The organism is Nocardia sp. NPDC005746 (assembly GCF_040630785.1).
Lineage (GTDB): Bacteria > Actinomycetota > Actinomycetes > Mycobacteriales > Mycobacteriaceae > Nocardia.
This window is the reverse complement of sequence record NZ_JBEXYE010000018.1, coordinates 1-18,473: the sequence shown is the minus strand read 5'-3', so window position 1 is coordinate 18,473 and position 18,473 is coordinate 1. Positions and strand designations below refer to the sequence as shown.

The 18,473-nt window shown below is 66.4% G+C and carries 19 protein-coding genes; 6 read left to right on the top strand and 13 right to left on the bottom strand.

Features of this window, described 5'->3' with window-relative positions:
- Positions 1 to 10: 10 nt before the first annotated feature.
- Positions 11 to 1,042 (bottom strand): quinolinate synthase NadA, encoded by a 1,032-nt coding sequence (gene nadA, locus ABZ412_RS27930; RefSeq protein ID WP_357285739.1) that lies wholly within the window; start codon positions 1,040 to 1,042, stop codon positions 11 to 13.
- 77 nt (positions 1,043 to 1,119) lie between these two features.
- Here nadA and ABZ412_RS27925 point away from each other — a divergent pair, with 77 nt between their 5' ends.
- From ABZ412_RS27925 to ABZ412_RS27910, 4 genes are all read left to right on the top strand, one after another.
- Positions 1,120 to 1,878: an NUDIX domain-containing protein gene (locus ABZ412_RS27925; RefSeq protein WP_357285736.1), complete on the top strand. Its 759-nt coding sequence runs from the start codon at positions 1,120 to 1,122 to the stop codon at positions 1,876 to 1,878.
- 94 nt (positions 1,879 to 1,972) lie between these two features.
- Positions 1,973 to 2,467, top strand: coding sequence for a hypothetical protein (locus ABZ412_RS27920; protein ID WP_357285733.1), 495 nt, complete (start codon positions 1,973 to 1,975; stop codon positions 2,465 to 2,467).
- A gap of 25 nt (positions 2,468 to 2,492) precedes the next feature.
- Positions 2,493 to 2,981 carry an aminoglycoside nucleotidyltransferase gene (locus ABZ412_RS27915; protein ID WP_357285730.1) on the top strand — a complete coding sequence of 163 codons (489 nt, stop codon included), beginning with the start codon at positions 2,493 to 2,495 and terminating at the stop codon, positions 2,979 to 2,981.
- A 35-nt stretch (positions 2,982 to 3,016) separates the two neighbouring features.
- Complete coding sequence (locus ABZ412_RS27910; RefSeq protein ID WP_357285726.1) at positions 3,017 to 3,382, top strand: DUF1801 domain-containing protein; 366 nt, start codon at positions 3,017 to 3,019, stop codon at positions 3,380 to 3,382.
- 5 nt (positions 3,383 to 3,387) lie between these two features.
- Here the strand turns inward: ABZ412_RS27910 and ABZ412_RS27905 are convergent, their stop codons facing one another.
- Complete coding sequence (locus ABZ412_RS27905) at positions 3,388 to 3,909, bottom strand: hypothetical protein (protein WP_357285723.1); 522 nt, start codon at positions 3,907 to 3,909, stop codon at positions 3,388 to 3,390.
- A 139-nt stretch (positions 3,910 to 4,048) separates the two neighbouring features.
- Between ABZ412_RS27905 and ABZ412_RS27900 the strand changes: the two genes are divergently transcribed.
- Complete coding sequence (locus tag ABZ412_RS27900) at positions 4,049 to 4,534, top strand: hypothetical protein (protein WP_357285721.1); 486 nt, start codon at positions 4,049 to 4,051, stop codon at positions 4,532 to 4,534.
- Between the two features lie 4 nt (positions 4,535 to 4,538).
- Here the strand turns inward: ABZ412_RS27900 and ABZ412_RS27895 are convergent, their stop codons facing one another.
- The 11 genes from ABZ412_RS27895 to ABZ412_RS27845 form a co-directional block, all read right to left on the bottom strand.
- Positions 4,539 to 4,721 (bottom strand): hypothetical protein, encoded by a 183-nt coding sequence (locus ABZ412_RS27895; protein WP_357285718.1) that lies wholly within the window; start codon positions 4,719 to 4,721, stop codon positions 4,539 to 4,541.
- A gap of 195 nt (positions 4,722 to 4,916) precedes the next feature.
- The gene (locus tag ABZ412_RS27890; protein ID WP_357285715.1) at positions 4,917 to 6,380 is read right to left on the bottom strand and encodes an MFS transporter; all 1,464 of its coding nucleotides are present in this window, start codon (positions 6,378 to 6,380) and stop codon (positions 4,917 to 4,919) included.
- 22 nt (positions 6,381 to 6,402) lie between these two features.
- Entirely contained in the window at positions 6,403 to 7,176 is a 774-nt protein-coding gene (locus tag ABZ412_RS27885; RefSeq protein WP_357285713.1) for an ABC transporter permease, read from the bottom strand.
- Between the two features lie 35 nt (positions 7,177 to 7,211).
- Positions 7,212 to 8,375 (bottom strand): ABC transporter substrate-binding protein, encoded by a 1,164-nt coding sequence (locus tag ABZ412_RS27880; protein ID WP_357285710.1) that lies wholly within the window; start codon positions 8,373 to 8,375, stop codon positions 7,212 to 7,214.
- The gene (locus ABZ412_RS27875; protein WP_357286002.1) at positions 8,372 to 9,037 is read right to left on the bottom strand and encodes an ATP-binding cassette domain-containing protein; all 666 of its coding nucleotides are present in this window, start codon (positions 9,035 to 9,037) and stop codon (positions 8,372 to 8,374) included. The genes ABZ412_RS27880 and ABZ412_RS27875 overlap by 4 nt, the downstream gene beginning before the upstream one ends.
- A gap of 52 nt (positions 9,038 to 9,089) precedes the next feature.
- A complete protein-coding gene (locus ABZ412_RS27870; protein ID WP_357285707.1) occupies positions 9,090 to 9,713 on the bottom strand; it encodes a methyltransferase domain-containing protein in 624 nt (207 codons plus the stop codon).
- A gap of 42 nt (positions 9,714 to 9,755) precedes the next feature.
- Positions 9,756 to 11,180, bottom strand: a complete 1,425-nt coding sequence (locus ABZ412_RS27865; RefSeq protein ID WP_357285704.1) for a cytochrome P450 — start codon at positions 11,178 to 11,180, stop codon at positions 9,756 to 9,758.
- An 11-nt stretch (positions 11,181 to 11,191) separates the two neighbouring features.
- Complete coding sequence (locus ABZ412_RS27860) at positions 11,192 to 11,863, bottom strand: class I SAM-dependent methyltransferase (RefSeq protein ID WP_357285702.1); 672 nt, start codon at positions 11,861 to 11,863, stop codon at positions 11,192 to 11,194.
- Positions 11,864 to 11,928: 65 nt separating this feature from the next.
- Positions 11,929 to 15,177 (bottom strand): thiamine pyrophosphate-binding protein, encoded by a 3,249-nt coding sequence (locus ABZ412_RS27855; RefSeq protein ID WP_357285699.1) that lies wholly within the window; start codon positions 15,175 to 15,177, stop codon positions 11,929 to 11,931.
- The gene (locus ABZ412_RS27850; RefSeq protein WP_357285696.1) at positions 15,165 to 16,220 is read right to left on the bottom strand and encodes an aminotransferase class I/II-fold pyridoxal phosphate-dependent enzyme; all 1,056 of its coding nucleotides are present in this window, start codon (positions 16,218 to 16,220) and stop codon (positions 15,165 to 15,167) included. The genes ABZ412_RS27855 and ABZ412_RS27850 overlap by 13 nt, the downstream gene beginning before the upstream one ends.
- Positions 16,220 to 17,083, bottom strand: a complete 864-nt coding sequence (locus tag ABZ412_RS27845) for a UbiA family prenyltransferase (RefSeq protein ID WP_357285693.1) — start codon at positions 17,081 to 17,083, stop codon at positions 16,220 to 16,222. The genes ABZ412_RS27850 and ABZ412_RS27845 overlap by 1 nt, the downstream gene beginning before the upstream one ends.
- 386 nt (positions 17,084 to 17,469) lie before the next feature.
- Between ABZ412_RS27845 and ABZ412_RS27840 the strand changes: the two genes are divergently transcribed.
- Positions 17,470 to 18,330: a haloalkane dehalogenase gene (locus ABZ412_RS27840; protein WP_357285690.1), complete on the top strand. Its 861-nt coding sequence runs from the start codon at positions 17,470 to 17,472 to the stop codon at positions 18,328 to 18,330.
- The last annotated feature ends 143 nt before the right edge of the window (positions 18,331 to 18,473 follow it).

Sequence of the window (18,473 nt, the reverse complement as noted above, 5' to 3'; positions counted from 1 at the left end):
GCGGGCGTGGCTACTCGCCGCCGCCCGGGTTGCCGATCTCGATCATGCGCTGCACCGAATTGCGGGCCAGGGCGGCGGTTTCGGGATCGACGTGGACCTCGTCGCGGTTCTCCACCAGGCAGCGGAGCAGGGCGGCGGGGGTGATCATCTTCATGTACTTGCAGGACGCGCGGTCGTTGACGGCCTGGAAGTCGATGCCGGGGGCGGCCTTGCGCAGCTGGTGCAGCATGCCGACCTCGGTGGCGACCAGCACCTGGCTGGACTTGGCGGCCTTGGCGGCGTCGATCATGCCGCCGGTGGACAGGATGTGCACGCGGTCGGCCGGGAACTCACCCGCGCCCGCCAGATAGAGAGCCGAAGTGGCGCAACCGCATTCGGGGTGCACGAACAGCTCGGCGTCGGGGTGGGTGCGCGCCTGCTCGTTGAGCTCGTCGCCGTTGATGCCCGCGTGCACGTGGCACTCGCCCATCCAGATGTGCATGTTCTCGCGGCCGGTCACGCGCTTGACGTGCGCGCCCAGGAACTGGTCCGGCAGGAACAGCACCTCGCGGTCGGGGTCGATGGAGGCGACCACGTCGACGGCGTTGGAGGAGGTGCAGCAGATGTCGGTCAGGGCCTTCACCGCGGCGGTGGTGTTCACGTAGGAGACCACCAGTGCGTCCGGGTACTCGGCCTTCCAGGCGCGCAGTTCGTCGGCGGTGATGGAGTCGGCCAGCGAGCAGCCAGCCCGCTCGTCCGGGATGAGGACCGTCTTCTCCGGGCTGAGGATCTTGGCGGTCTCGGCCATGAAGTGCACACCGCAGAAGACGATGGTGTCCTCGGGCGCCTCCGCGGCGATGCGGGACAGGGCCAGGGAGTCGCCCACATGGTCGGCGATGTCCTGGATCTCCGGCAGCTGGTAGTTGTGCGCCAGGATGGTGGCATTGCGCTCGCGCGCCAGCCGCTTGATCTCCGCCGCCCAGTCGGGGGTGGCGTCCACACCGGTGTACCCCGACGGCCCGTCGGCGATGCGCTCGGTCAGCGTGCCCACTGCTGCAGCCATGGCATGGCTCCTTCTCTCATGCGCCCGGCAACTTCGCCGATTCGCATCCACACGGTTTTCGACTTAGAATCGAAAACGTGGCCCATCGTAGCACCATCCACGAAACGCTCACCGCCGTGTTCCAGGTTCGTCGCTTCCCGGAAACCATCAGTGCAGGTGAGAGCGCTAGGGACCGGCGCAGCGCGGTCACGGATCGGTGCCCGCCCGGCCAGCGCACCGAACTCGCGGTGCTGTTGTGGGAGCGCGCCCTCGACCCCGCCAAGGACACCTGGTCACTTCCCGGCGGCCGTTTGCGCGACGGCGAGGACCTCGACGCCTCGGCCGCGCGCCAGCTCGCCGAGAAGGTCGACGTGCGCGAGCTGACCCATCTGGAACAGGTGTGGGTGTTCAGCGATCCCGACCGGGTGCCCGGCGACCGGCGCATCGCCTCGGCATACCTGGGGCTGGTGCCGCTGACCGCCGAACCGGTGCTGCCGCCCGACACCCGCTGGCATCCGGTCTCGAACCTGCCGACCATGTCCTTCGACCACGGCACGGTCGTGCGGCACGCGCGAAACCGGCTGGCCGCCAAGCTCTCCTACACCAATATCGCCTTCGCGCTGGCGCCCGCCACCTTCACCATGTCCACGCTGCGCGAAATCTATTGCGCGGCATTGGGATATGATGTGGACACCACTAATCTGCAGCGCGTTCTGACCCGCCGCAAGGTGATCACGCCCACCGGCGAGACCGCCTCCCCCGGCCGGACCGGCGGCCGTCCGGCCGCGGTCTACCGCTTCACCGACTCCGAGATCCGGGTGACCGACGAGTTCGCGGCCTTCCGCCCGCCGGCCTGAGGCCCCCATTTCTGGTGGCGGCGGCGGGGGTAACCCGAAAAGCGCTGCGCGCGATAGTGGAATGAACAACCAAGATCACTATCGAAGGAGTGCCATGTCCGCATCCGTGCGCATCGGAACCGCCCTCGCCGGGGCCGCCCTGACCGCGGCCGCCGTGTCGATCTCGGGATCCGCGGTCGCGTCCGCCGAGGCCGTGGTGGCCGATCCGAACGCCTACCTCGTGGGCGACACGGTGTACTTCAGCTACGGCAACCTCGCCAGTTGCGCCATCAAGCCCAACGGGGACGTCGGCTGCGACGCCACCGGTTACGATCTGCGCTGGTACGGCCTGCCGGTCACCAACCTCTCCATCGACGCCGCCTTCCTGCCCGCCCACCCCGCGATCGGCCCCATCGGCGTGCACGGCCGTTCCGGCAGCCCCGCCCTCTCCGGCGGCGGCCCCACCCCCGGCTCGAATTCCCCCTACGGCCCCGACGCCACCCTCTCCTACGGTGGCGCGACCTGCAGCGGCAGCGGCTTCCGCGCCGCGATCTCCTGCACCTCGAAGGGACACCACTTCACCTTCGGCTTCGTCACCGACTACAACTGAGCCGCCGCCCCTTACGCTGCATCCCATGCGCGCCGCCGATGTCCTGGCCCTGCACCGCGCCTGCTCTCGATCCGGGCTCACCGTCTGGATCGACGGCGGCTGGTGCGTGGACGCCCTCCTGGGCGAGCAGACCCGCCCGCACCATGATCTCGACATCGCGGTCCACCGCCGCGATGCCGAGCGAGTCCACGAAATCCTCACGGATCTGGGCTATCTCGCATCCCCCGGACCCGACGACACCCCGTGGAACCATGTCATGACGAAGGGCCCGGACACCTCGGTCGACGTACACGTCTTCGAACACGACGCCGACGGCGCGGTGATCTACGGCATCGCCTATCCCGCCGAATCCCTCACCGGCACCGGCACTATCGACGGCGAGCGGGTCGACTGCATCGCCCCACGGTGGATGTTCACGTTCAAGACCGCCTATCCCCCGGCCGCCAAGGACCTCCACGACGTCCGGGCCCTGGCCGCGAAGTTCGATTTCCCGGTGCCGGACGCGTACCGGTAACCGGCTTCAGCTATCCGTCGGCATACGCTGGGCGCATGCCACGGAGTACTGCGAGCACCGTCGACGACTATCTCGGTGAGCTACCGGAGGACCGACGACCTGTCGTGACCCAGCTACGCGAGCTGTGCCGGGACACCCTCACCGGATTCCGGGAGGCCATGGCTTACGGCATGCCCGTCTACGAGCGCGACGGCACCGCGGAGATCGCCTTCGCCAGCCAGAAGCAGTACATCTCCTTCTATCTGATGCGCAGCGATCTGCGCGAGACGTTCGCCGAGCATCTCGACACCAAGGACATGGGCAAAGGCTGCCTGCGTTTCCGCAAACCCGAGGCCGTCGACTTCGACCTGCTGCGAACCATCCTGGAGGCGACGGCCGCCAGCCGCGGCACCATCTGCTGAGCGGGCTACCAGCGCACCATGGGCAACGGGCGCAGCGGATGGGCGATGGCGTACGCGACCCCTCGGCGGGCCAGGTAGGCGTGGAAGCCCTCGTAAGGGAGCTGGGCCACAACGGATTCGATGTCGGCGCGGGTCAGCGGACGACGGACCAGACCCCGGCTGGCGTCGATGCGGTCGGCGACGCGGAAGGTCTCGACCAGACGGTCGTCGACAGCGCGGAGCCGGTGATGGTCGAGCACCAGCCGGCGCGCCGCGGCGATATCGGTGACGCCGAATTCGGCGGCGTGCGCCTCGGCCAGGTCGGCCGACGGCGCGAGATAGTCCCAGGTCCCCGCGGTCCAGACGCCGAGATCGTGCACGGCCCACGCCAGGGCGGCGACATCGGGGACCGGCTCCCCCAGCAGCAGCCGCTGATAGTTCAGGCTGCGCAGCACGTGATTGCGGTAGGCGGGGAACGACGCGCCGAGCTGGTCGCGGTGCCGGTCGAGCACGGCATCGACGATCGGATGATCGGTCTGTATCCGCATGGCTCCCCCTGGTGTGTCATCCGGGCTGCAGCGGACACTACACCCGGCATCACACCGCGGGCGGATGAGCGATCCCCCGAAAACCTGGGTCCCTGAAAATCCTTGTGAAACAAGGGTTATTCAAAAATACTTCTCGCCCATGAACATCACGAAGATCGGTCACCGCGCCGCACTGGGGGCCGCGCTCGCGGCCGCGGCGGTGCAGCTTTCCGCCGGGTCGGCCACGGCGGCCGCGGACACCATCCCGATCTGGTTCGGCGCCGGCGCCGACCCGCTCGCCTGCCAGGCGACCACACTGAAATGCGAAATCGACGTCGAGGTGAACGACGTGACGACGCCCGTCTCGATCGTCATCAACGGCAAGACCATGGTGACCGCCCTACCCGCGCCGAGCGGGGGGACCCCGGGGCTCGGCTTTCTGGTCTACCAGTGGATTCCCGATACGGCGGGCTCGAACACGGTCACCGTCACGCAGGGCAGCCGAACCCACACCGTCACCATCCCCATCATCGACAACAACTCGCCCGAGGCGTTCATCCGGCGCAACCAGGACGCCGTGCGGCGCTTCGCCTGTCAGTCGGGCAGCAGCACGCTCTCGGCATGCTCGAGCGGCGGCGTCAAATGATCAGCTAATCGTCACGGGAACGATCGCGATGCTTGGTGGTGCGCCGGTACCGGCGGCCGCTCGGAATCGGCTGGGACGCATTGGATCTGCGAAGCTCGTGGCGCTGCCGCCAGGCAGTGAGATCCGGGCGCTCGGCCCGCTCGGCGGCATCGGCCGGTGCGGGCTTACCCGGCGGTGCGGTCTTCATGGGTTCCCCCCAATGGTGCTGATCCGTGGACTCGAACACGGTAGGGGGTACAACGCGCGAGATCCAGCGAATATTGCCGGAATCGGAGTCAGCGGGTGGCGGATTCGGGGGCTTCGAGGGGATGGCGTCAGGACCGGGCGACTCCCCCGAATTCATCGTCGGGGAAGTCGCCCGGGTTCATCGGTGGTGGACCAGCTACGCCGGCATGGTCGCCGCCCGGTCCGGGTCGGTGACCGGGTCCAGCTTTCGGACTCGGATCGTCAGCGCAACCACGATGGCCGCGATCACGAAGAAGCCTGCGCCCCAATAGAATCCGACGTCGTAGCTGTGGATCGCCGCGCGGGCCGGCAGGTCCGGGGTGAAGGGGTGGCTCTGGGCGTAGCGGGTCGAGACCTGTACCGCGATCGTGGTGAGCAGGGCGGTTCCGATCGAGGCGCCGATTTGCTGGACCGCGTTCAACAGGCCGCTGGCCACGCCGGCGTCGCTGTCGTCGATCGCGTAGAGCGCGGTGGCCTGCATGGCCACGAAGATCTGGGCCATGCCGAGCGCGATGATGATCTCGGCGGGAAGCACCGCCGCCCAGTAGGGTTGGCCGGCGCGCAGCTGGGCCAGGTAGATCAGGCCGCCCGCGCCGAGTTGGGCGCCGGCGAGCATCAGGACCCGGGGTCCGACCTTGGGTAGCAGCTTGCTGGCGACTCCGGCGGAGAGGACGATGCCGAACGGGAAGGGCAGGAACGCGATTCCCGCCTTCAGCGGCGAATAGCCCAGCGTCTGTTGGAAGTAGTAGCTCAGGAACAGGAAGACCGCGTACATGGCGACCGGAACCAGGAGCGCGACCAGAAATGACCCGCCCCGGTTGGCTTCACCCGGAATACGGAGGGGCAGTAGTGGATTGGTGACCCTGGCCTCGATGGCGACGAAGGCCAGGAGCAGGAGCACACCGACCACCAGCAGTGCGACGGTGCCGGCCGCGCCCCAACCGGCTTGCGCCGCACGGTTGAACCCGTACACGACGCTCGCCAGTCCCGCGGTCACGACGACCACGCCGGGCAGGTCGTAACCGCCCGCCCGCCGCACGGGCACGTCCCGGACGACGACCAGCGCGGCCGCCGCCGCGGTGGCCAGTGCGATGGGAATGTTCACCAGCAGGCACCAGCGCCAGGACGCGTACTGCGTCAACGCTCCACCACCGATGAGCCCGACCGCGAATCCCGCTCCGGATACGCCGCCGAACACCGCGAAAGCCTTGGCCCGCTCCTGTGCCGCGGTGAATGTCACCGACACCAGCGACAGCGCCGAGGGCGCCAGCAAGGCCGCGAACAGACCCTGCAGCGCCCGTCCGGCGAACAGCATGCCGGGACTCATCGCCGCACCGGCCAGCACCGAGGCCGCCGCGAATCCGACCAGGCCGATCAGGAAGATTCGCCGGCGTCCGACATAGTCCGCCAGGCGACCGCCCAGCAGCAGCAGGCCACCGAACATCAGCGTGTAGGCAGTGAACACCCACTGCTTGTCGGCGTCCCGGATGCCGAGGTCGGCCTGCGCGTAGGGCAGCGAGATCGTCACGATCGTCGCGTCCAGGACGACGAGCAATTGCGCGATGGACAACACCAGCAACGCCCACCAGCGACGATCGGACGCCGCACGTACTTCGGACATCATCACCCTTTACTCATCGGTTTCATGCGACTGCGCGATTGTTGAAGGTCCGCCCGGGCAGGCGGCTCGCCACGAGATCCACCGCGGACCCGAGCACGCCGATCACGAGAATGATGGCCACAACCTGGTTGTAGGCCAGCTGATCTCGGGCATTGAGGATCTGGTAGCCCAGCCCCGACCGCACACCCAGCATCTCCGCGGGAACCAGCACGATCCAGGCGGTGCCGAGCCCCAGGCGCAGGCCGGTGCGGACGTGATCGCGCACGGCCGGAATGATCACGACGCGCAGTTGCTCCACGCGCGTCGCGTGAAAGGACCGAGCCACGTCCAGGAAGCCGCGATCGATCGCGTGCACCCCGGACACGGTGTTCAGCAGGATGGGCCACACGGCCGCGGCCGCGACCAGGAAGTAGACCGGCTGATTGCCGATCCCGAACAGCGCCACCGCGATCGGCGTCCACGACAGCGGAGAGATCATGCGCAAGAACTGCACCACCGGCGTGGACGCCTGTTCGATCCGGGTGTTCAGTCCGATCAGCAGACCCATCGGCACGCCGATCACCGTGGCGATGGCCAACCCGATGATCAAGCGCCACAGGCTGATTGCCGCATCCGATACCAGCACGCCGCGCCGATACAGATCGACGATCGCAGGCAACACCCGTTGCGGGGCCGTCTGACGCAGCAGCGAATGCTCCGCCGACAGCACCGATGTCGCCAGCCACCAGAGCAAGACCGTGACGATGATCGCCGCCACCGCGGGCCACGCCTTGGCGAGGGCCGATCGGGATGCCACGCGGACGGTGGTAGTCGAGGGAACGAGGGTCGAAGTCACAGCAGTTGCACCTGTTCAGCTCTCACGAGGTCGGCGGGCAGCCCCAAGGCCTGTGTTCCTCCGTGCGCGGCAATCGAATTCAGCACGAAGGTGTCGTCCACCAGCGCCCGGTGCACCGTGTTCGGATCCAGATCGTCCAGAAAGCGGCGGTCCCCGTCGACCACCGTGTCGTGCATGGCCTCGACGAGCTTCCGGGTGAAGCTGGGATAGGGGTACGGCTGGAATCCCACCAGGTGCGGTGACCAGTCGGGATGCCGCAATGGGTAGGGCGGCGCGGGGTAGGTGAGCGCGGTGCGCACCGCCGGTAGGGGCTGGGGAAGGTAGCCGCCGGAGGTCAACGCTCCGGCAGCCCGATTCCGGTCCGCACTGATCTGCGCTTGCGCGGAAACCACCGCATCCGTCACCGCCTGCACCGCGGCCCGCCGCTCGGCGATCACGTCGTCCCTGGTGACCAGGACACAGCAGGCGTGGTCACGCCACACGTCGCCCAGGAAGGTGTGGATTCGCCCGATCTTCTTGATCTGCGCGATAGCGTTGAACGGGTCGGCCACCGCGTATCCCGCGATCGACCGGTTCGCCAGGGCGGGAACCATGTCCGACGGACTCATGACGATGAGTTCGACGGTGCGTTCGGCTCGCGAGGCACTGCGCCGGACCACCGGCGTGATGTCGTGCGCCCGCAGCAGTTGCTGGAGGACGATATTGTGAATCGACCACCAGAACGGGATCGCGACCTGGCTTCCCACCAGCTGTTCGAGATCCGTGATGTCCGGTGCGACAGTGAGTGCCGAGCCGTTGGTGTGATTCCAGCCCAGCACTCGCACCCCGGCCCCCAGCACGCGCTGGAGTTGCAGGGCCATCGGCATCAGCAGATGGGCGACGTCGATCTGTCGGGAGACGAACGCCTCCGCCAGCCCGGCCCAGCTTCGGAACAACACGGGCTTACCACCGCTCACCCCGGAGGAGTAGAGGCCCGCCGAGTGCGCGATCAGTAGGGGTGCCGCATCGGTGATCGGCAGATAACCGATGCGCAGCGCATCCTCGTGCCGCCGCCCCGCGGTCGCCGCGCTGCGGGCGAGGTCCGCCGTACCGAACAGCCCGGCGGCGACGGTGAGTCCCGTCGCCCCGGCCAGCAGGTACCGTCTCGAAATATCTGTCAAGGAACCGCAACCTCGTCCGGGTGGTACTGCTGGAGGATGTCGTCACGCAGCGCCGGAGTATCGCCGCCGGTCCGCACGTCCCGCCATTCCCGGCGGATCCGGCCGTGATCGAGCAGCACGATCCGATCCGACAGCGCGATCGCCTCCTCCACGTCGTGCGTGATGAGCACGACCGTGGCCGCGAGTTCGGCGACGAGCTCGGAAAGCCACTGCTGCAGATCGATTCGAGTCGCCGGGTCCAGGGCGCTGAACGGCTCGTCGAGCAGGAGCAGCCGCGGCCGGGTCGCGGCCGCCCGCAGCACCGCCACGCGCTGCGCCTGGCCGCCCGACAACTCGTCCGGATGGCGGCCGGCCAGGCCGTCCAACCCGAATCGCCGCAGCAGCGTCATCGGATACGCATCGTCGAACTCGTCGCGATGAGCGGTGAATCTTTTTGCCAGCGAGATGTTCTCGATGACGGTGAGCCACGGCAGCAACAGGGATTGCTGAAACACCACCCCGGTGCGCGGACGACCGCCGTCCGCGCTCCAGCTCACAGACCCCGAGGTCAAACTCTCCAGCCCTGCCACAACCCGCAGGAGCGTGGACTTTCCGCTGCCGCTCGGGCCGAGCACGGCGAGAAACTCACCGCGCTCGACCTCGATGTCCACGCTGTCCAGCACGAGATGGTCGCCGAACTTCTTCGTTCCGTGTTCGACGGTCAGTTCCCGGACTTCAGGCACGTTTCACGCCGGTGAGCCGCGTATACATGCCGCCGTGCACGCTGTCGACGACGACGTCGCTGAGCCCGTCACGGAAGACTCGCTCGAACGGCTCGAGCTTCTTGTAGTGCGAGCCCACGATGAAGGACTTCAGGAAGTTGTAGCCATTGATGGCGGGGTACCCGAATCCACCGGTCCGCGGCAGCGCGTCGATGATGCGAACAGTGGTGCCCGGCTTCAGGTTCGCGAGCAGTTCCGCCAGCTTCTGCGACGGGTCCGGCACACAGCTCATCGCGATGCAGCTGAAGACCACATCGACGTCACGCAGCAGCGGCGTGGTCGCGATGTCGTCGACCACGAGCTTGACGTTGTTCCACCCGTTCGCCACGACTCGCTTCTCCGCCTTGGCGAGAATGGCCGCGTTGTTGTCCAGCCCGACGACCCGGCCCGACGGGCCGATCGCCTCGATCAGCGCCGGGAAGGCAAGTCCGGTACCGCATCCGAGATCGGCCACCGTCTTACCGGACAGGTCCAGTCCGGCGACCAGGGCCGGGTGCAGCTTGTCGATGCCGCCGAGCGACAGGACCCACGCGGTCCGGTCGTAGATGGGCGCCGCAATATCGTACCGCTCTGCCACTTTGATCTAGTCCTCTCTCAGATTCTTTCCAGCTGAAGGCTTTTAACGTCGCGTCAATCGAACGCGGAAGCCGCCCTTGAATGTCGGTGCCAGACCGGTGTCCTCGCGCATCACGAAGTTCGGCGGGATATCGACCTTGTATTGGCTCAGGATCAGGGCGACGAGGTAGGGCGCGATCAGGTATCCGAGTTGGGCGCCGGTGCATCGGTGCGGGCCCGCGCCCCACGCGAGGAAGTGCAGCAGACGTGGTTGATCGACCCGTTTGCTGTGGTCGTAGAACCGATTGGGATCGAAAGTGTCGGGATCGGTCCACCAGCGCGGATCCCGGTGGATCGTCGAGATGGGGGCTCCCAGCATCGTGTTCGGCGCGATATCGAGCCCTTGGAAATTCGCCCCGGTGGCGGTGAAGCGCAGCAGGAGCGGAAACCCCTGCATCCGGATCGATTCCTCGAAACAGGCTTTCGCCCAACGCAGGCTGCGCACCGACTCGATGGTCGCTTGTGACAGATCGACCGTGCCGCACTCCTCTACCAGGCGATCGGTCGCCTCGGGGTCGAGGAGGGTGCGCACAACCGTTTGGGTGATCGCACCGGCGGTGGTGCCATACGAGGCGCTGGTCATGGTCGCCACGTCGAAGCAGAGGTCCCAGAACGTCATGGGGGTCTTCAGCTTCTTGTACCCGAGGATCATGCCGTCCAGGACATCGCCATAGGTACCCAGGGCCGGTGAATTCTGGCGCTCGACAACGCGATTCTTGACGATCATCGCCGCGGAGTACACCGTCCACGGCCGGATCTTGTACGGGCCCCACGGCCGCACCAGATTCGGCGGATCGGCGATCTTCAGCGTCGATCCGAGGAACTTGGTGAAGGTCGCCATGCCCTCGTGCAGCTCCTTCATCTCCTTGGGGGTGAAGGGCTCGGTATACGTCTGCGCGAGCACACCTCGCAGCAGCGTCTGAAAGATCACTTCTTGCAGATCGGTGACGCCTTGGGCGTCGGTCGCCGCGGCGATATTCGCATCCAGGGTCTGCAGATAGGCATCGACGTTGGCCTGAAACGTATTCTTCAGGCCGTCCCGCGTGACCAGCGGACTGACGATGCGGCGACGCTCTCGGAAGATCTCGCCCTCGATGAACGACAGCCCGTTCTGCCGCTTCGCCAGCGCCGGATGATAATTTCCGAACTTGCTGTAGTCGCCGGACGTGTCGTCCATCGCCTTGTGCACGTCTTCCGGATTGCCAAGTACGACGAGGTCGCGCAGTGGGAGCTTGATCCGGACGACGTCGCCGTACTGCCGGACCGCCTCGCGCAGGAACTTGTTGCGATCCTTCGAGAACTCCGGGTACGAGCCCATGATGCGGTGGCCCGGCGGGCCAGGCAGATGCCCATTCGAGAGACGACGGCTGGTGATGCTGGTGACGGAGTGCACCTTCGGTGCCTCGACATGCGGGCATTGATTGGCCATGGAGAATCCTTCTACTTGCGGAAGACGTACGCACGGACCAGGCCGCCGTGGTACCGCGCTCGGTTGTCCAACGTCAGCCCGGCGCTCTCGCAGCGGGAGATCGTGTACTCCGCGCCGCGATCCGATTCCACTTCCTCGGTCATGTGGGCGACGGGATCCAGACCGAATAGTCCTGCGACCCTGCGGATCACGAGCAAGCGCAGCTTCATGAGCTCGAGCAGCAGCTTGTTGTCCGGCAGTGCGAGCTCGATCAGGAGAAAGCGTCCGCCGGCGCGGAGCACCCGGGTCGTCTCCGCGAGCGCGGCCGCCGGGTCATCCATATCGTCGAGTGCGAAGCACATGACGACGGCGTCGAAGGTCGACGACTCGAAGCTCAAAGCCTCCGCGCTGCCGCACATCTGGTCGAACTCGCTGCGGGGGTGCTCCCGCCGCAGCCGCGCCAGCTTGCGTTCGGCGACCTCCAGCATCTGCTCATTGAGATCGACAGCGCTGTAGGAGATCGGGAATCGATACTCCGCGACCAGCGCGGACGCGATCTCGGCCGTCCCCGCGGCGACATCGAGCACCCTCGCACCAGCCTCGAGCCCGAGCATGCGGACCGCCGCGCGGCGCAGCCTCTTGTCGCCACCCAATGTCATCAATGAGTTGACCAGGTCATAGCGCGGGGCTATTTTCGTGAACATTGCCTGAGGCGTGGCAGGACGTGTCCCAACCATTCAAGTCCCTCCTCTCCGATCGACTGGGCACTTCATTCGCTTCGCCCGACCCGGCGCATGGCTTGAACAGCCGCGTCGGCGCCGACGGCCTTCACCATCGACCAGGCCCCGGATCTCGCGGATTTGCCGTCCCGGATCCAGCCCGACAGCAGACCCACGACCTGACGAACATGGATGCGCCCGGCCAGCGCGGGGGCCTCCACCGCGGGGATGCGCGCGTCGATGAGCGTCGGGCCGTCGGCGCGCAGCGCGGCTCGGAACGAGGCCCCGAATTCCTCGGACGTCCGCGCCGTCACCCCGGTGAGCCCACAATGCCGCGCGAAGCTCGCGAAATCGAAGGGCGCGAACTCCGAGGAGGTGTCCGGCCAGCCCATGATCCAGCTCTCGAACTTGATGGCCGCGAGCGCGCCGTTATTGAAAACGACGATGACCGTGGTCGATTCGGCCTTCGCGACATTGCGGAGCTCGGCCAGCGTGATGCCGATCCCGCCGTCGCCGACGATCGCCACCGAGATGTCCTTCGGATTGCGCACCGCGACATCCACCGCCGCCGGCACCGCGAAGCCCATGGTGGCGAACGACGCGGTCCACAGATATCTGGTCGCCGACCGGATGTGGCGGTACGCCCACAGGGTGTTGATGCCGACATCGACGCTCAGGGTGGAAGCCCGATCCGCTTGCGCGAGCTCATGATCGATGATCTGGGACGCTGTCACCGCGAGCAGCTGACGCGAACTCTCCCGCGGCCCCTTCGATGGGGGCTTGCCGATACGGACGACAGTGTCCACGTCGACAGGATCATTCGCGGTCCCGATCAACGCCTCCAGCACCTCGCGCGCGTCGCCGAGCAAGCCGATCGATTCCGGCGGGAGGCGGAGGAAGGTCAGCGCGTCGGCATTGATGGAGATCACCGGGCCGTCTCCGGCGAGCTCGAAGGCGGAGCCTCGCCAGGACACACCCACCAGAATCACGACCTGGCTCTGACGAATGTTCTGCATTGCCACGTCGTGGCCGGACGTGCCGACCAGTCCGTCGCAATGATCCCCGACGACATCCGCGGCCAGCGCGCCCATCGTGCAGTAGAGCGGGGCTCGGGTGCGGGCGGCCAATTCGAGGAGTTCACGTCGTGCGCCCGCCGCACCGCGGCCGACGATGATCGAGACGTTCTCGGCCGCCGCGAGAAGTTCCGCCGCTCGGGCGATCTCTTCGGGTGCGGCCATCGTGCTGCCGGGAAGTCCGATCAATGACGTCGGAATGCTCAGTGCGCCGGCGCTGTTCACGAGCGCCGCACTGTTGCCTGCCGACAGCGCCGCATGGGAAACGTGAATATGCGTCACGCCCTTGCCGCCACCGGCGACGGTCAGCAACGCGTCTCGAAGGCGCGTCGAATCCTGCTCGGTGCCGTCCAGCACCACCGATATCGCCGAGATCTCCCCCAGCACGTCGACCGGATCCAGGAACCAGCGGTCGATCTCGAAGGAGATCAGCAGCACCGAGGCGCTGTCGAACGAGGCGTCGTAGAGCCCGTTCAGTTGCGCGAGCAGTTCCGCGGGAGAGGTCACCAGGGCGCAGGCTGTCGTGCCGGCGGCCTTGAACGCGGCGGTCGCCCGCATGGCCGCCGCCTGCGTGTCGGCGACGGTCCGCAGGTCCAGGTCCGGACGCGCGGCACTCGTCAGACCGAGTCGCGCGCAGCTGGTTCGCGTCAGATACACCGAGTCGATGCCGCGGTCGGCTATCGCGCCGAGCAGATCGCTCGCGAACTCGACGGCGTCGGTGCGGGGCGTCGTATCGGTGAGCGCCGCTTCCATGTCCAGCGCCGAGGTGAGGATCACCGCGGGTCCCTCGGCCTGCCCGGCCGCTGCCAATCGCGACGCCAGCTCGCTCGGGTTGCCCGCCCAGGACACCGGGATTCCGAAGGCTCGCGCCAGATCGCTGATCGTCGCGCCGGATTCCGCGGCGCAGATCACCGTGACGGGAACCGTGTATCGCGCGGCGGTGGACAGCTCCGCGATGTACTGGTCCAGCGACGCGAGTTCGGTCAGCGCGTAGGCGCGATCGCCGACCGCCAGCGCCAGGCCCATCGACATCGGCAGCGCCGAACCCTCGGCTGCCAGATTCCACGCACTGTGGATGTCCGCGTGCTCACTCAGGTATCGGCGCGAAAGTCGTTGTATCGGACCGGGATCGACGGCGACAGCCGCTCCCGCCAGCAGTCGCGCGAGCACTGCCCATCCCGCGGGCGCATCCGCGTTCTGCGGGATTCCCGACGGCCGCTCCGATGCTGCCGGTGCTCCCCTGCGGCTCGATACCGCCTCGGTCAGGGACTCCAGAATCGCCGGAATATCGCCGGCGATGCCGATCCTCCGGCATCCGGTGTCGAACCCGGACGTCGCGAGATCGGTGATTTCGATCAGGATCTGCGCCGAGGGGTAGTAGCGCTCCACACCGACGGTCGGCCGGCCGATCAGCACAACGCTGTCGTCTGCTGCCCCGGTTCGCTCATCGTCGACGGGAGATACCAGCGCCTCCGGGATTCCGGATTCGGGCAGCGCCCGCAGCGGAACATCCAGTGCCTGTGCGAGCAACCGGGCCTGCTCGACGGATTTCCCGCTGCCGGAACCCAAGACGATCGGCGTCGGGTTCGCGCAGAGGTGGTCGGCGAGGTCGTCGATGCGCTTCTTGTCGACCCTCGTCGGGCTGCGCCGGTCCAGCCGATACGGGCTCGGCTGTTCCCGCTCGCCGACCGGTGCGATCAGCAGGTCCGAGGGGATGGCGACGTGCGCGGAGGTCTGCTCGAGCCGGATACCGAGCATGATCTGGTCGAAGACGCCGATCTGGTCGGCCGACATGATGTCCGCCGATCGCCACGTCCCGTCCGCGAACAGTCGCGAGGAATCGATCTCCTGGAACGACTGCGTCCCGATATCACCCAGGTGCACCTGTCCGGAGATCGCCAGCACCGGCACGCGGTCGTAGCGCCCGTCATAGACGCCGGGCAGCAGATGCGTCGCACCGGGACCGGCCGTGCCGAAGCACACCCCGACGGTGCCCGACCGGCGGGCGTAGCCGACGGCCATCCACGAGGCCGCGCTCTCATGACGAACCGCGATCAGCCCGATCTCCTCTCGCCGACCAACCGCGTCGACAAGGCAATTCACCGATTCCGCGGGCATTCCGAAGATGTAGCGCACATCGTTTCGGACCAATCGATCCACCAGTGCGTCGGCGAACCGTGGCCGGCCCATGAGGTCGGCCCCGAGGTGCGGATTCATCTGTGGCATGCGCTTGCCTCCATTCGGCTGTATCCATCCGCGAGGACTTCGACAACGTGATCCATGTGTTCCGGTGCGGGCACGGTGATTCGGACGCCGAGGTCCGGATATTCACGTACCGCGATCCCTGAGCGGGAGAAGCAGTCGACGAGCGGGGCCGGATGCCGCATCGGCACCCACAGGAAATTGCCGTGCGATTCGGGGACGGAAAGTCCGTGCGCGCGAACCGATTCGCTGAATTGTGATCGGCAATGAACGACCCGATCGACCTGATCGGCCAGCTCATCACCGACATCCAGGGAGGCGATGGCCGCCGCCACCGCCAGTCGATTCACCCCGAAAGGCATGGCGACGGTTCGGCAGGCGCCGATCAATCCCGCGTCTCCGACCGCGTATCCCACGCGCAGACCCGCCAGACCGTACGCCTTCGAGAAGGTACGCAGAACAACAAGATTCGGGTGTGCGGAAGTCAGCCGGAAGGTCGCCGAGGCATCGACGGTGCGATCGAAGTCGATATAGGCCTCATCCACCACGACGACCGTGTGCCGCGGAACCGCGCTCAGGACCATCCCGATCTCGTCGAGCGACACTCGCTCACCCGTCGGGTTGTGGGGCGAGCAGATCAGGATCGCGGCCGCATCGTCCCCGGCCGCCGCCACCATCGCTTCGACCGGCTGCCACCGGCTCTCGGTGCCCCGCACCGGAACTGCCGTTCCACCGGCGTCCACCACAACGCGCTCGTAGGCATCGAAGGCCGGAACCGCGAAGACAACCCGGCCGCCAGCACCGGCGACCCGTCGCAGGATGTATCCGAGCACGCCCACACTGCCCGGGCCGACGATGACCTGGTCGGGGCCGAAGCCCGCGAAGTCGGCGATGGCATTCCGCAGCGATCCGTAGGCGGCCGCAGGGTAGTCGGCCGCGCGATCCACTTCGGCCTCAATTGCCTTGCGGACGCTCGGCAATGGAGCGAAAGGCAGTGCATTGTTCGAAAGGTCCAGGGCGACAGCAGAATACTCGGTCTCTTCGTTCGAGCGATACTCGCTCCACATCAGACAACATCCTTCTTTCTGCGGGTATCGAGCTTCAGCGCATCCATCAGGAAAATGATGATCAGCGAGCCCAGCACGATGCTGATCGAGGAAATGGACGGGTCCACCAGCAGAATCCAGGTCGACAGATATCCCGTTGATACCACCATGTCGGCACGCAGCATGTTGTTCGCCGAGTGGGCGTCATCGCGCAGGATCATCCGCGCGCATTGAACGCAGACAATCGGGAGCCACACCAGGGTCAGCAGGTATTTCGCCGCGAATTGTCCACCGGCCACCAGGAATACCGGGCCCACGTAGACGGCGATCGTGCCTGCCGCGGCCACGATCGCCGCCTGCTTCCGCGTTGGACTGAGTGTCGCCGAGGTCTTCAGTCCGGCGCTCTTGTCGCCGTAGTAGTCGGGCAGGTTCTTCACCAATCCCTTGGCCGCGAACCAGAGGAACAGATACGCGGCCATGAGGATGAACGGCCAATTCCCGAGCACCGCCGGGCCATGCTTCGCCACCGCGGGAGCCATCAAGAACGGCAAGGCGACATCCAGCGCGAACAGAGCGATCGACGACACCGGCCGCGCCTTCACCCGGAACGGCCGCAAGGAGTACTGGTGTGCGATGACCACGCACATCGCGGTCAGCACAACGAAAATCGGGCTCACCAGCGCCGCCAGGGCCAGCATGATCAGGCATACGGCATAGGCGCTGCGCAGCAGCCGCCGACGGCCGTAGAGACCGAGCAGGTACAGGCGGGCCGGAAGGTTCTCGTTGTCTTCCGCGACGTCCGAGTAGCCGTTGAACAGATTGGCGACCGCGCTGTACAGGAAGGTGATTACGAAGCCGATCAGAACGTCCACGTCGATCGACAAGCCCAGCATTTTGCAAGAAAGGCAGAACGCCAGCATTCCCGGCAAGCAGGTGCGCGGGCGGGCGAATGAAAGAAACAGTTCGAGCCGTGCTCGAATTCCTGCCGTCAGCCCCTCGGACTCATTTACCCAATCGAGTCTCTCTTCTGCCGGCTTGCCCAGAAATTCGTCAAGTGTCGGTATCGAAATAGCACACCCCATCGATCTTATACGGCGTATCGCGATTCCAGTGCTGCGAGCCTACAACGAAATCCGGTGTAGCCCAAGGGTGTTCAACCGCTGCCTTCGTCAGTTGCACAGGCTTTTGTACAACCAAAACCGTGGGCATTCACGTGATTACCCGCGGGCGGGGTATATCAGACAGTGTCTCGTCACGCAGAGAGGTTGCAATGCTGATCGACTTCGTTCCCGACAAGAATCTGTACCCCTTCGAGTCCCGCTGGTTCGACTCGTCCGCCGGCCGGGTGCACTACATCGACGAGGGCTCCGGACCGACAATCCTGTTCTGCCATGGCGTTCCGACGTGGAGCTTCCTCTACCGCCACGTCGTGAAGGAACTGCGGAGCCGGTACCGCTGCGTCGTCATCGACTACCTGGGCTTCGGATTGTCCGAGCGCCCGGACGATTTCGGCTACACGGTCGCCGAACACACCGCGATCCTCGGCGAGCTGATCGATCACCTCGAGCTCGACGACTTCATCGTGATGGGACACGACTGGGGCGGACCCATCGGGCTGGGCGCCGTCACCACCCGCGCGGATCGACTGCGCGGCATCGTGCTGGGCAACACCACCTTCTGGCCACCCGAAGCCACGGCGAACCAGATTTTCAGCAGGCTCATCCGCACCCCGATGATGCAGCGCCAAGTCCTCGAAAAGAACTTCCTGGTCGAGCGTGTCCTCCTCGGAGAGCTGGGCCGGAAGCTCACCCCCGCGGAGATCGATCACTACCGCTCGGTGCAGCCCGGGACCGAAGCCCGACGCGGACTCGGCGTGATAGCCAAACAGATTCGCGACGCCCGCCCGCTCCTGGAGCAGCTTTCCCGCGACGTCCCCGCCATCCTCGCGGACAAGCCGACCCTGCTGGTGTGGGGCATGCGAGACATGGTCTATCGCCCGAAGGGCCACATCCCCCGCATGCGAGCGATATTCACCGACCTGGAGGTGGTCGAACTGCCCCGCGCCCAGCAGTTCATCCAGGAACACGCACCGGACGAGATCGCAACCGCGATCGCGAAGCGATTCCCCTGATCCTGGCGACGAAAACGACGTGGGCGGCGCTACCGATCGGTAGCGCCGCCCCCCTCCAAACACGTGAAAGTCCACGGCTTTAAGACCCCCCCACGACGAAATAACCCGACCCAGGCAGCCCGAAAAGTAACCAATACCCCCCA